The sequence below is a fragment of the Corynebacterium sp. KPL2734 genome, assembly GCF_040225595.1.
GTDB classification, from domain to species: domain Bacteria; phylum Actinomycetota; class Actinomycetes; order Mycobacteriales; family Mycobacteriaceae; genus Corynebacterium; species Corynebacterium rhinophilum.
The window spans coordinates 297,538-310,378 of the sequence record NZ_JBEHFO010000001.1; the positions used below are offsets into that span (position 1 = coordinate 297,538).

Genomic DNA, 12,841 nt, shown 5'->3' on the forward strand with positions numbered 1-12,841 from the left:
CCGAGGCATTGCTTCGGTGGCCTTAAACGTGCGTGGCGGTTTTAACCCTCCAGCGAGCGGGCGAGGGCATTTTCATAAGCGGCGGTAATCAGTGTGCCGAATTCGCGGAACTCTTCACTGCGTGCGGCAGAGGAGCGGAAGACGAGGCCGATTTCGCGCTCAGCGGTGACATCGGGGTCAAAGTAGGCGATGCCGAGGTTCTTGCCGTGGCATTCGGTAGCCAACGCGGACTTGGGGATAAGGGTGCAGCCGAGCCCGCCCATCACCAGCTGCATAATGGTGGTCAGTGATGAGGCGCGCGTGACGGAATTGGTTGCCTCTGCCGGGTTGACGTGGGCGTGCCGGCAGAGATCGACGATTTGGTCGCGGAGACAGTGGCCATCGTCAAGCAGCAGCAAATCCAAGTCCCGCAGCTCCGCCACCTGGACGTCCGTACGCCCGGCGATGGGGTGATCGGGCGGGCTGACGATGGCGAAGTCCTCGGTGTACAGCGGGCTGTCGACCATGCCCGTGGCCTCTGAAGGCAGGGCAAGGACGGCTAAATCTAGGTTACCGTTGCGCAGGCGCGCGATGAGGTGCTGGGTTTGCTCCTCCACAAAGCGCGGCTCAAGCTCCGGGTAGGTCTCCGTAATCTTCGCCAACAAATCCGGGAGGATATACGGGGCGATGGTCGGGATAACGCCAATGGTAAGCGGGCCGGACAGCGTGCCGTGGGCGCCGCGGGCGTGCGCGAGAAAGGTATCGGCGGCCTCAAGTGTGGATTTGGCATAGGGCAGAAGGGTTTCACCGGCCGAGGTTACGATGACCTTGCGGGTGGAGCGCTCGATGAGCTGCACGCCGAGCCCCTGCTCGAGTGCCACGAGGCCCTGGGAGAGGGAGGGCTGAGAGATCTCCAGCTTGGCGGCAGCGGTGCCGAAGTGCTTGTTTTCCGCCACGGTGACAAACGTGCGCAGCTGGGCAAGTGTTGGTCGATACTCTTTATTATGCATGCCTATCACTCTAACATTTATCTATAGGATTAGCTATTGACGTGACCGGAATTAATGGTATTGTCTTTGGTGTTGGGCCGGAGAGGGTCCGGCCCGTGGTCCTCGGCACAGGACTGTCGGAAACTTGAAAAAGATTACCCTTTTAAGAAGGAGTTGAAGAACATGCCTATCATGACCGTTGGCGAAAAGTTCCCAGAATTCGACCTCACCGCCCTGACCGGCGGCGACCTGCACGACGTTAACGCTAGCCAGCCAGAGGACTACTTCGAGCAGGTTTCCTTGGACAAGTACGAGGGCAAGTGGAAGGTTGTCTTCTTCTACCCCAAGGACTTCACTTTCGTTTGCCCGACCGAGATCGCTGCCTTTGGCAAGCTGGATGAAGAATTCCAGGACCGCGACACCCAGGTGCTGGGCGGCTCCACCGATAACGAGTTCGCTCACTTCAACTGGCGCGCAACCCACCCGGACCTGAAGGACGTTCCGTTCCCGATGTTCTCTGACGTGCGCCACGACCTGATCCGCGCCCTGGGCGTAGAAAACGCTGACGGCGTTGCTGATCGCGCAACCTTCATTATCGACCCAGATGGTGTTATCCAGTTCGTCTCCGTTACCCCGGACGCTGTGGGCCGTAACGTTGACGAGGTCCTGCGCGTTCTCGACGCCCTGCAGTCCGAAGAGGTCTGCGCCTGCAACTGGGAGAAGAACGACCCAACCAAGAACATCGACAAGATGGACGTTGTTCAGTCCCAGCTTTAAGCCTTAGTTATCAGTAGGTGCTTCCCCCCGCCGTTCTGGCGGGGCACGCACTTGCCTTGCAATTTAAGTTACTGAGAAAAGATTTAGAAGGAGAAAACTGTGTCTATCGAGAACTTGAAGTCAGCACTGCCTGAGTACGCCAAGGACCAGAAGCTCAACCTCGGCGCGCTGACCCGCACGACCGAGCTGAATGAAGAGCAGCTGTGGGGCACCCTGTTGGCTTCGGCGGCAGCTACCCGCAATGACACCGTGACTTCTGAAATCGCGGAAGAGGCACAAGAGCACCTCTCTGAGGAAGCTATCAACGCCGCTTACGGCGCTGCCACCGTCATGGCGATGAATAACGTTGCCTACCGCGCCAAGGGTTGGTTGGGCGATGACTATGCACAGGTTAAGTTCGGCCTGCGAATGAACTTCATCTCCAAGCCTGGCGTGGAGGACGCTAACTTCGAGCTGTGGAATATCGCCGTTTCCGCCATCAACGGCTGCGAGCACTGCTTGGGTGCACACACCCAGAAGCTCAACGATACTGGTGCGACCAAGGAGCAGGTCTGGGAGGCCATCAAGGTTGCTTCTGTCATTCAGGCAGTCGCACAGGCTGTTCAGATTGAGGCTGCACGCTAAAAGCGCTGCTTAATCAGCCTTTAAACTAAGCCACCCCCGCCCACTGTTTGTCTCGGCGTCCCCCACAGGACGCCGAGTGCAGCGGAGGGGGTGGCTTAAGTCGTTTTACCCAACCCGCGCGTTCCTAATACTCGACGCGCAACTCTGACAGGCGGACTTCGCCGGCTTCATCGGAGGCGTCCAGATCGACGGTGGCGACGAATTGATAGGCGCGATCGCCTGCTGGGTCCTTAATGATTTGCCGCACGGGCCAGCTGCGGGAGCTTGATTCTTCCAGCCGGAAGTACTCTGGCCCGCGCGCCTCAGGGCCGGTATCAATATCGTCGTATTCGTCGAAGTAGTCATCTAAGACGGCACCAAAATCGGGAATTTCGTCCAGATAATCCAATACCTCGGCGAGGCGGTCTTCTTCCTCCAACGCGAAGAGTTGCGCGAGGCGGAACATGTAATTGCGGACCATAATGCCAAAGGCGCGGCGATTGGCGGTAAGGGCTGTTGGGTCTTCGACGCCAAAGGCCAGCTCGCGGTCGAGCGTATCTTGATCGATGGGGGAGTCTTCACCGGCCATCTGCGCCCATTCATCGACAAGCGAGGAATCCACCTGGCGGATAAGCTCACCTAACCAAACAATGATGTCTTCAATTTGGGGCGTCGTATATTCATCAGGGATGGACTGCTTCAGGGTCCGCCACGCGTCGGTGAGATAACGGAGGATAACTCCCTCAGACCGGGCTAGGCCGTAGGTGGCCACCAAATCCGAGAATGTCATGGCATTTTCTACCATGTCTCGCACTACGGATTTGGGCCGCAGCTCGAATTCCTTTACCCAAGCATTGGTCTCCGCAAAGGTATCGTAGGCCTGCTCGAGCAGCTCCTCTAGCGGCTTGGGCCAGGTGATATCCTCCACGATATTCATGCGGTCGGTATAGTCCACCCCGTCCGCCTTGAGCGCGGCAATTTCTTCCCCGCGCCGCTTCTTCTGCTGGGCCTGTAGCACCTGTCGGGGGTCATCGAGGATCGCCTCAAAGACCGAGATCACGTCCAGGTGATAGCTCTCCGCCTCCGGGTCCAAGAGGGAGAGCGCGGCCAAGGCAAAGGGGCCGAGTGGCTGGTTCAAGGCAAAGTCTCGCGGCAACTCCCGCACGAGGTGGTACGGGCGGCCGTAAATATCGAGCCCCTTCGTGGATTTTTGGACCACGCCGGAATCCACCAATCCGCGGAAGAGGTCGAGGGCGGTGAGGATGTCCTTGTTCTGCTTGCTGCGGGGATCGTGATTATCGCGCAAGAGGTGGCGCATATGCGCATAACCACCGCCGTGGCGGGCCAAGACATTGAGCAGCATCGAATTCGAGACCCGGAATTGCGAGGTCAACTGCTCTGGTTCTGCTTCCGTGAGCCGCGCAAATGTCTTCTCGGACCACGAGACTTCGCCCTCGCGTGCGGATTTCTTCTTCAGCTTTTTCAGCCGCTTCGGATCATCGCCAATGCGCCTGCGGGCCTTGGCATTTTCAATCTCGTGCTCTGGGGCCTCGACGACGACGGTACCTTCCGTGTCATAGCCCGCACGCCCGGCGCGACCTGCAATCTGGTGGAATTCGCGGGACTTCAAGATGCGCTGGCGTTGCCCATCAAACTTGGCCAGGCCAGTCATCAATACGGTGCGGATAGGGACGTTGATGCCCACGCCCAAGGTATCGGTGCCGCAAATAACCTTGAGGAGGCCGCGTTGTGCGAGGCGCTCTACAAGTCGCCGGTACTTGGGCAGCATTCCCGCATGGTGGATACCAATGCCCTTGCGAAGCAACTTTGAGAGGTCCTTACCAAAGGCAGTGGTAAAGCGGAACCCGCCGATTTCCTCAGCGATGTCCTCTTTTTCCTCTTTGCTAATAATGCCAGAAAGCGAGGTCAGGGCTTGGGCCCGCTCGGCTGCCTCGCGCTGGGAAAAGTGCACGACATAAATGGGTGCCTTATTATCGGCGAGCAGCTCCTCGATGGTTTCGTGCACCGCGCTAAAAACATAAGAAAAGTCAAGCGGCACCGGGCGAGTAGAGCCGGCCACTAAATTAGTCTCGCGCCCCGTGCGGCGGGTGAGATCTTCTTGCAGCCAGTCTGTATCACCGAGCGTGGCAGACATTAAGAGGAATTGCGCCTTGGGCAGCTCCAAGAGCGGAACCTGCCACGCCCAGCCGCGATCAGGATCGGAGTAGTAGTGGAATTCGTCCATGACTACCTGGTCGATGTTGGCCTCGGCGCCATCGCGAAGCGCGATATTGGCAACGATCTCGGCGGTGGCGGCGATGATGGGGGCGTTGCCGTTTACGGTGGCATCGCCAGTCATCATGCCCACATTCTCTGCGCCGAAGATTTCACACAGCGCAAAGAACTTCTCGCTGACCAGCGCCTTAATGGGCGCGGTATAAAAACTCCGCTGTCCACGGGCTAGGGCGATGAAGTGGGCGGCGTTGGCCACCATGGACTTTCCGGAACCCGTTGGGGTCGCGAGGATGACGTTATCTCCGGCCAAGATGCCGAGCGAGGCCTCCTCTTGCGCGGGGTATAAATCGATTCCCTTGCTGGTGGTCCACGAGTTAAAAGTATCCCAAATGGCCTCATCGATGAGGGACTCGGGGACTTCCGTTAAATCTGGCAGCTGCTGAGATAAGTTCACCCCCACCACCTTAGCGGCGATGGGGGCGGGTTCGTTAGATATCGTCGCCTAAGTCTCTGTCATCATCATCGGCAGAGTCTTCGCGGTCATCAATATCAGTATGGATAATCTCCTCGCTATCGGACTCATCGAGAGAGGCGAGGAAGGCTTCGAATTCTTCGCTGATTTCCTCCGCGCTGGGCACGGCTTCCTCGCCCGGCATAATGGCCTGTGGGTGCTCTTCGCGGTAGCGGTCCATGAAGGCATCGTATTGCTGCTCCAATTGCTGGACCACGCCCTCAATCTCTTCCGAGCCATTGACCTGCTCATCCAGCTGGCCCTCGACGCGGGAAATATCCGCCTCAATGCTGCCCAGCGGAATATTGAGCTGGGCGGCTTTAGCCACGGAGTCAAGGAGCTCCAAGGTGGCCTGCGGGTACGGGGACGCAGCCAGGTAGTGCGGCACGTGCGCGGTATAGCCCGCGACCGTCCGGCCCTTATCCGCTAAGGCTTTTTCTATATAGAGCGCCGCGGCTCCCGGAACCATCATCGTCGAGTCCATCTTGACCATGCCTTCCGTCAGGCGGGAGGCAGTACCGTGTGCGGTGACCACGGTGGGGCGGGTGTGCGGCACGGGCATCGGCGCGGCGTAGAGCATGATGGTGTCTTCAATATCGAATTTCTCCACCAGTTTTACCACCGCTGTAGTAAAGGCTTCCCAGCGCATATCCGGCTCAGGACCGGAGAGAAGGAGGAAAGACTTGCCGGAATTATCCCGGAGCACCTTCAAGCCCAAATCCATGGGTTCTACCTCTAGGGCCCGGTCATTATCGATGGTGACGGCGGGGCGGCGGGAGCGGTAATCGATGAGCTCATCAGAGTTAAAGGAGGCTAGCTGGCGGTTTTCCAGCGCCGCCTTGAGATGATCGGCGCTCGACTCAATAGCCTGGCCTGCATCGGCATAGCCGTGCATGGCAACAATCATGGTGGGGCCTTTTCCTTCACCGGAATTGTCCTTGACCACCGGAGCGGGGTACTCCAATTCGTACATGCTGCGCTCTTCTTCGTGCATGATGTGTTACCTCCTTGGTCTCTTAATCTAGATCAACGACCGCCAGGACCGTACTATTCCCACACGCACTCAGTTCAGTGTTCGCGGAGTAGTTAAATAACCCATTATGCCCTAACTCGGCAACCCGCGCTAGGCCCGGTGCGATGGGGTTGTGCATAACTGCTTGCCGATGCCCCCTTCCACCCACCTTATCCACAGATTTCGGCCCTCTGCCTGTGGTGGGCTTTCGGTACTTGCCGCAGGCCCCGAAGCTAGGAGCCATGAAGATCACAACACCACAACAGCCCATCCGTACACCCGGCGATATCCTTGCCAATATTCCAGGAATCCTCGGATTCTTTCCAGCAGAATCCATCGTCCTCATCTCCATCGAACCAACTCCAGCAGGCCGCACCATGGGGCCAGTCGCGCGTGTAGACCTGTCCGATGTCCCTGCGGCCCTTTCAGAGATCATGAGCGCCTTTCACTGTGGGAACCCGGAAGTCGTCCTCGGCTTTATCATCTCCCAGCGCGAGGAAGTAGAGCTCTGGGAGATGATCGAGTCGCTCTACCACTTCGAAGATGACCAGGGCACCGGAATTGATGCCTGCTGGCTGGTGGAAGAAATCGCCACATCCACTGCCTACGATCTTGTATTCGGCTTTAGCACCGGGGGTGGCAAGGGCCCTATGCCCGCCTGGACCGAAGGAACCATTCCCGCTATTTCCACCAGCTCTTCCATGCGCGCCTGCGTAGAAAACGGCACTTTGCCGGAACTTTCCCGCAATGAGCTGGTCCAGCAATTCGCCCCGCATAATCCGTACTTCGGGCACGAAGAAATCGTGTCCATGCAGCGCTGCGCTGAGGAATTGTCGCGGCAGATGCGCGCCGGCCACGGCTACGGTACGACGGATCCAACCCGTGTGGTCCAGCACCTCATCGCGGATGCGCAATATGTATTAAGTGAGGTAGAAACCCTGGAAGAGACGTTGGATAACGAAGAATTACTCTGCGTGGGGGCAATGTGGATGTCGACGACGTGGATGCGAGACCTAGTCATCCGGGACCTCGTCGAATCCCCGCACGCGGCCGGCACCTTGCTTTTGGCCACGGCGCGCACCTTTGGCGGCCCCATCCGCTATAACGCCCTAGCGTTATATGCAGCGACCCAGGTGGCGCAGAGGTTTGGGCTCTATGCCGGCCCGGCGCTGACCGTCGCCATCGATGAGGCGCCTGGGCACAATTTGAGCCAGCTCATCGCCCAGGCCTATCGCAGCGGAATGGGGGAACGCCTCATTACTAGCTTGAGCCGCGGTTGCGACGCCGCGCGGGAGGCAGCGGGGATTGATGCCGATGGCCTTGTTTAGCCCCGCGTTTTAGCGCCGTGCCGAATGCGCCCGGTCTCCCAGCTGCCGAGTGAAATTCCACGCGTCGGTCACGATGGTCTCCAAGTCCGTGCGCTGGGGATTCCAGTCAAGCTCCCGCTTGATCTTTTCTGAGGATGCGATGAGCGTGGCTGGGTCTCCGGCACGGCGTGGGGCAATTTCCGCCGGAATCTCGTGGCCGGTGACTTTCCGGCACATCTCGATGACCTGCTTGACCGAGTATCCCTCGCCGGAACCCAAGTTATAGATTCGGTGGGTCCCGGAAGTATTGCTGTGGAGGGCGAGCACGTGGGCATCGGCAAGATCGCGGATATGGATGTAGTCGCGCACCGGCGTTCCATCCGGGGTATCCCAATCCGTGCCAAACATGAAAATCTTATCGCGGTGCCCCAGAGCAACCTGCAGGACAATGGGGATAAGGTGGGTTTCAATCTCGCGGTTTTCGCCGATGGAACCGTACGCGCCGGCAACGTTGAAATAGCGCAGGGATGTAGCCGCGAGCCCAAACGCCTGGGCAAAAGACGAAATCATGTAGTCGATAGCTAGTTTGCTAGCGCCATAGGGATTCGTGGGCTGGGTGGGCAAGTCCTCAGTAATAGGAACCTGCTCCGGCTCGCCGTAGGTGGCCGCGGTGGAAGAAAAGACGAGGCTTTTCACATCGTTATCGCGCATGGCATTGAGCAGGCGCAGCGTGGTCACGACGTTGTGCTGCCAGTATTCGTCCGGCTTTTCCACGGATTCACCGACGAGCGAGCGGGCGGCGAAGTGTAGAACGCCCTCGAAACCGCCTTCGCCCAGCACCTCTGCGGCCTTGTCTGCCACATCGCCTTCTACTATGCGGGCCGAGTTCGGTACTGCATCTCGGTTTCCCGTGGAAAAGTTATCGATGATGGTGACATCGTGGCCTTGCTCAACGAGGACTGCGGAGCACACGCTGCCGACATAGCCGGCGCCGCCAGTAACCAAGAGTTTCATGGCCTAGACCTCCACGCGCACAGCGTGTGCCAGATCATCTGCCAAGGTGATGACCTTACCCGAGGGAGTGGTAAGCGAAATGGTGCCGCCATTATTGACCACGGTGACCTCGGTGCCGATGCGGATTCCAGCCTCAGCGAGATCCCGGAAGGTAGCCTCATCTACCTGCAGAATCTCATTGATCTGGATAATCTTGGCGGACTTCTCTTCGCCATCCGGGAGATCGATAGCCCGCGTCCCAATCGCTGGTTCGGGGACCTGGAAGCCCAGCTCTGCCAGCGCCGGAATCGGATTGCCAAAAGGAGAACGGCTGGGATCATCGAGGACCGTGACCATGCGCTTTTCCACCTCTTCGCTCATCACGTGCTCCCAGCGGCAAGCCTCGTCGTGGACTTTGCTGATATCGAGCCCGAGGACATCAGTAAGCAAACGCTCTGCAAGGCGGTGCTTGCGCATAACAGCCGTAGCCAATTCGCGTCCCTTTTCGGTAAGGTCCAAGCTCCGATCCGAACGGACGTGGAGGAGACCATCGCGCTCCATGCGGGCAACGGTTTGGGATACGGTAGGTCCGGACTGCTCTAGGCGTTCCGCAATCCGGGCGCGCAGGGGAGTGATGCCTTCTTCTTCCAATTCATAAATGGTCCGAAGGTACATCTCAGTAGTATCAACGAGGTCCCTCACGTGGGCATACCTTTCTTTGAGAAACAGTAATGCGTGCCGTGCGCAATGCAGACAGCGCTTTTTACATTCTGTATCCAGACTAGCTTAAGTTGCCCTAAGTTTGCTGGAGAGATTTTCGGAGACGAGTTCGAGCTCGCCGCTTGCATAGAGAACGCGACCTCGAAAGCACACTGGAAAAAATTCTCGGCAGTACAGTCGAGGTCGCGATTAATGAAGGTTCAGGAGGCGAAAAGTTTTATAGCGCGTACTCGCGGAGGCGATCGGCGCGGTTGCCATCGCGCAACTTGGCCATGACCTCACGCTCGATTTGGCGTACGCGTTCGCGGGAGAGTCCGAACCGGCGACCAATCTGGTCAAGGGTGCGTGGCACGCCGTCATCCAAGCCGTAGCGCAGGCGAATAACGTCCTGCTCGCGCTTTTCTAGCGTGTCAATGACACCGCGAATATCGGAGTGCCGCATGGAGGCCACGACGGCGGTCTCAGCATCGGTAGCCTCAGCATCCTCGATGAAGTCGCCCAACGGTGCTTCCTCGTCGGTGCCGACGGGCATGTCGAGCGAGACGGGATCGCGGGACTGGCGCAGCAGCATCTCGATCTTGTTCTCATCGATGCCGGATTCCTCCGACAGCTCCTCATTGGTCGCCTCGCGGCCCAGGGACTGATACATCTCACGCTTGATGCGGGAAAGCTTATTTACCTGTTCCACCAGGTGGACCGGGAGGCGGATGGTACGCGACTGATCGGCCATACCGCGGGTAATGGCTTGGCGGATCCACCACGTGGCGTAGGTGGAGAACTTAAAGCCCTTGGCATAATCGAACTTTTCCATGGCGCGGATAAGGCCAAGGTTGCCCTCTTGGATGAGGTCCAATAGTGGCATGCCGCGGCCGGTGTAACGCTTGGCCAAGGAGACTACGAGGCGGAGGTTTGCCTCCAGCAGGTGGGAGCGGGCCTTCTTGCCTTCGCGAGCCAAAATTTTCAGGTCGCGCTTTTCTGCGCGCGTCAGCTTCTCTGCGTTATTGAGCTTGTATTCTGCATACAGGCCCACCTCAATGGTTTGCGCGAGTTCAACCTCGTCCTCGGCGCTGAGCAGGGCGGTCTTACCGATTCCGTTGAGGTAGACGCGTACCAAGTCCGCAGAGGGATTGTCATTGGTTTGATTGCGGCGAGACCCGCGGTCTACTTCCTGTTCCTCATCAGTAGCGGCAGTCGAAGTGCCATTGGCGGTGTTGGCAGATGGATTCGTCATCTTTCAGCCTCCTGAAATTGTCGCCTGTTTCAAAAAGTACAACGGTGTTAGGTCGCATTTAGTTCCCGCGCATCCTGAAATCTTTAAAACGGCGACGTGCCGGGCGTTTTGCCCCACCTTTTTGGGGGCGTCGGCAAGCGCATGCGCCACGTGAACGCGGTAAAACCGCTCATTCACGTGGCGGGGTAGTCTTAGCCGCGGACTTGTACGAGGTAGCGATATACCGTGGGCTCAGACACGCCGAGCCGGGCGGCCGCGGCGGCGATGCCACCTTTGAGGAGGAAGAAACCAGCGTCTTCAAGGGAAGCGATGACTTCGAGCCGTTCGTTGCGCTGCATCGCCTCGACCGGAGTGGAGTGCGTGGAAATCGCGGAATCCAGCATGGAGTCCAGAAGGTGCTCGACGTTGGAACGCAGTGATTCGCTATAGGGCGCTTCCGGCTTTTTATTCGCCGTCGCTTCAGATGCCGGAGTTTTTGGCGGTGTGGTGGTGTCGGGGTAGCCACCGAAGGCCTTCGCCTTATCGATGGCCGGTTCGGTGCCACCGATCATCGCGTTAGCGGCATCGCGGATTTGGATCAGCTCGGATAATTCCACATTGATACAAAGCATGCCGCGCATATGGCCGGTGGTATCGCGTAGGAAATAGCTTGAGGAGCGGCACACTTTCCCCTCGCCATTGACCGCGCGGTATCCCGTCATCATTGGAACGGCCGCCGCGTCGCCCTGTTTCATGAACCAGAGGGCAAAGTCTGTGACCGGGCCGCCTAGTTCGCGTCCAGAGATGTGGCCGTTGGCAATGGCAATGATGGATTTATCGGGTACATCGAGATCATGAAGCACGATTTCGGTGTTAGGGCCTATGGCCTGACCGAGGAAATCGACGAGTGGTATGTACTGCTCGAGGAAGTTTTCTTCGGGGGCATGGCTGCTAGAAAGGTTCATTAGCTGAAGCATGTCCTTATAATTCCTGTCAGATTATTGATAAGGTACCACAAAGTAACGACAAAAGGAGGCGAGTAACCGGCCGTGGCCAAGTACTCACCTCCTTATATGGCGCTCTTTCCGGAGCCTAGGTTGCCGACATTAACCACATACCGGAATGGGCGGGTGCACCGCTAGGGCGAGGCCGCCTTGTGAGGTTTCCCGGTATTTGGCGTTGATGTCCTTGCCGGTGTTGTACATGGTCCAGATCACCTCATCGAGGCTGACACATGGCTTGCTTTCGCGGTCCAAGGCCATGCGCGCGCTGGTAATTGCGTCTACCGCGGCTACGGCGTTGCGCTCGATGCAGGGGACTTGCACCTGGCCTAGGACCGGGTCACAGGTCAGGCCCAATTTGTGTTCCATGCCGATTTCGGCCGCCACGCAGACCTGTTCCGGCGTTGCCCCCATCAGTTGGGCCAACCCGGCCGCGGCCATGGAGCAGGCGACGCCAATTTCTCCTTGGCAGCCAACTTCCGCACCGGAAATGGAGGCGTTCATCTTGTACAGCGCGGCAATGTGGTTGCAGGCGAAGATATAGTCCGCGAACATGCTCGGGGTGACTGGCTCGACGAATTCATCGAAGTAGGCCAGGACCGCAGGCACGACGCCGCATGCGCCGTTGGTGGGTGCGGTGACGACGCGGCCACAGGCGGCATTTTCCTCCGAAATGGCCAGGGCAAACATGTTTACCCAGCTCAAGATGTTGAGGCCATCGTGCGGGTCGGATTGTTCCAGCCTGCGCTTCAGGGCGGCGGCGCGGCGCGGTACGAGCAGGGCACCGGGGAGCGGGCCATCGGTGGTGGAGCCGCGCTTGATGCCGGTGTACATGACATCGCGGACCTTGCGCAGGTGCTCGTCGATGTCCTCATCGCTGTGCAGCGCCCTTTCATTGGCCCGACCGAGCTCAGGTAGCGTCATATTATTGGTTTCGCACAGCGCCAGTAGTTCTTCCGCGCTGGAATAAGCGAATGGGACCTCGACGGAATCCTGGGTGCGCATGGCGAAGTCTTCTTGCTTGACGATGAACCCGCCGCCCACCGAGTAGTAGGTCTTGTGCAGGATGTCTTCCTCGCCGGCAAAGGCGATAAGGCACATGCCGTTTTCGTGCATCGGCAGGTATTCATCGTGGAAGTAGAAGCCGCCGTCTTTGGGGAAGCTCACCTTGTGCGTGCCACCGAGAAGGAGCGTTTCGCTCTGGTTGATCTCTTTCATGAAGGCGGAGATGCCGTCGATATCGACGGTTTCTGGTTCTTCGCCGGCCAGTCCCAACAGGATGGCTTTATCGGTGGAGTGGCCCACACCGGTCAAGGATAGGGAGCCGTAGACGTTGGCCTGGACGCGGGTGACCTTATCCATGAGGCCTTTTTCTTTGAGTTCGTCAACGAAGGCCTTGCCGGCTTTCATTGGCCCAAGGGTGTGTGAGCTTGAGGGGCCGATGCCGATCTTGAACATATCGAAGATGCTGATGAACATGGTTGTCTCCTGGAAAATCCTGAGA

Annotated in this window: 11 protein-coding genes; 3 read left to right on the plus strand and 8 right to left on the minus strand. The window is 58.3% G+C overall.

Going from position 1 to position 12,841, the window contains the following annotated elements; all coding sequences use genetic code 11:
• Nucleotides 1-41 precede the first annotated feature (41 nt).
• A complete protein-coding gene (locus ABRP88_RS01385; RefSeq protein WP_284782100.1) occupies nucleotides 42-989 on the minus strand; it encodes a LysR substrate-binding domain-containing protein in 948 nt (315 codons plus the stop codon).
• A gap of 162 nt (nucleotides 990-1,151) precedes the next feature.
• On the opposite strand from ABRP88_RS01385, the gene ABRP88_RS01390 reads away from it, so the two are divergent.
• The gene (locus ABRP88_RS01390) at nucleotides 1,152-1,745 is read left to right on the plus strand and encodes a peroxiredoxin (RefSeq protein WP_023022697.1); all 594 of its coding nucleotides are present in this window, start codon (nucleotides 1,152-1,154) and stop codon (nucleotides 1,743-1,745) included.
• Nucleotides 1,746-1,844: 99 nt separating this feature from the next.
• Nucleotides 1,845-2,369: an alkylhydroperoxidase, AhpD family gene (gene ahpD, locus ABRP88_RS01395; RefSeq protein WP_349835835.1), complete on the plus strand. Its 525-nt coding sequence runs from the start codon at nucleotides 1,845-1,847 to the stop codon at nucleotides 2,367-2,369.
• A 124-nt stretch (nucleotides 2,370-2,493) separates the two neighbouring features.
• On the opposite strand, the gene ABRP88_RS01400 is transcribed toward ahpD, so the two are convergent.
• Both ABRP88_RS01400 and ABRP88_RS01405 read right to left on the minus strand, forming a co-directional pair.
• A complete protein-coding gene (locus tag ABRP88_RS01400; RefSeq protein ID WP_349835836.1) occupies nucleotides 2,494-5,037 on the minus strand; it encodes a DEAD/DEAH box helicase in 2,544 nt (847 codons plus the stop codon).
• Nucleotides 5,038-5,071: 34 nt separating this feature from the next.
• Complete coding sequence (locus ABRP88_RS01405) at nucleotides 5,072-6,088, minus strand: PAC2 family protein (RefSeq protein WP_284769667.1); 1,017 nt, start codon at nucleotides 6,086-6,088, stop codon at nucleotides 5,072-5,074.
• 260 nt (nucleotides 6,089-6,348) lie between these two features.
• On the opposite strand from ABRP88_RS01405, the gene ABRP88_RS01410 reads away from it, so the two are divergent.
• Nucleotides 6,349-7,434: a DUF4192 domain-containing protein gene (locus ABRP88_RS01410; RefSeq protein WP_349835838.1), complete on the plus strand. Its 1,086-nt coding sequence runs from the start codon at nucleotides 6,349-6,351 to the stop codon at nucleotides 7,432-7,434.
• Nucleotides 7,435-7,443: 9 nt separating this feature from the next.
• Here ABRP88_RS01410 and galE read toward each other — a convergent pair whose 3' ends face one another.
• The 5 genes from galE to ABRP88_RS01435 all read right to left on the minus strand — a co-directional run bounded on the left by galE (nucleotide 7,444) and on the right by ABRP88_RS01435 (nucleotide 12,816).
• The gene (gene galE, locus ABRP88_RS01415) at nucleotides 7,444-8,427 is read right to left on the minus strand and encodes a UDP-glucose 4-epimerase GalE (RefSeq protein ID WP_349835840.1); all 984 of its coding nucleotides are present in this window, start codon (nucleotides 8,425-8,427) and stop codon (nucleotides 7,444-7,446) included.
• A 3-nt stretch (nucleotides 8,428-8,430) separates the two neighbouring features.
• The gene (locus tag ABRP88_RS01420; protein WP_284796056.1) at nucleotides 8,431-9,108 is read right to left on the minus strand and encodes a metal-dependent transcriptional regulator; all 678 of its coding nucleotides are present in this window, start codon (nucleotides 9,106-9,108) and stop codon (nucleotides 8,431-8,433) included.
• 235 nt (nucleotides 9,109-9,343) lie between these two features.
• Nucleotides 9,344-10,357: a sigma-70 family RNA polymerase sigma factor gene (locus ABRP88_RS01425; protein WP_284784261.1), complete on the minus strand. Its 1,014-nt coding sequence runs from the start codon at nucleotides 10,355-10,357 to the stop codon at nucleotides 9,344-9,346.
• A gap of 191 nt (nucleotides 10,358-10,548) precedes the next feature.
• Entirely contained in the window at nucleotides 10,549-11,313 is a 765-nt protein-coding gene (locus tag ABRP88_RS01430) for a helix-turn-helix transcriptional regulator (protein ID WP_502879833.1), read from the minus strand.
• A gap of 129 nt (nucleotides 11,314-11,442) precedes the next feature.
• The gene (locus ABRP88_RS01435) at nucleotides 11,443-12,816 is read right to left on the minus strand and encodes an L-serine ammonia-lyase (RefSeq protein ID WP_349835843.1); all 1,374 of its coding nucleotides are present in this window, start codon (nucleotides 12,814-12,816) and stop codon (nucleotides 11,443-11,445) included.
• Nucleotides 12,817-12,841 lie beyond the last annotated feature (25 nt).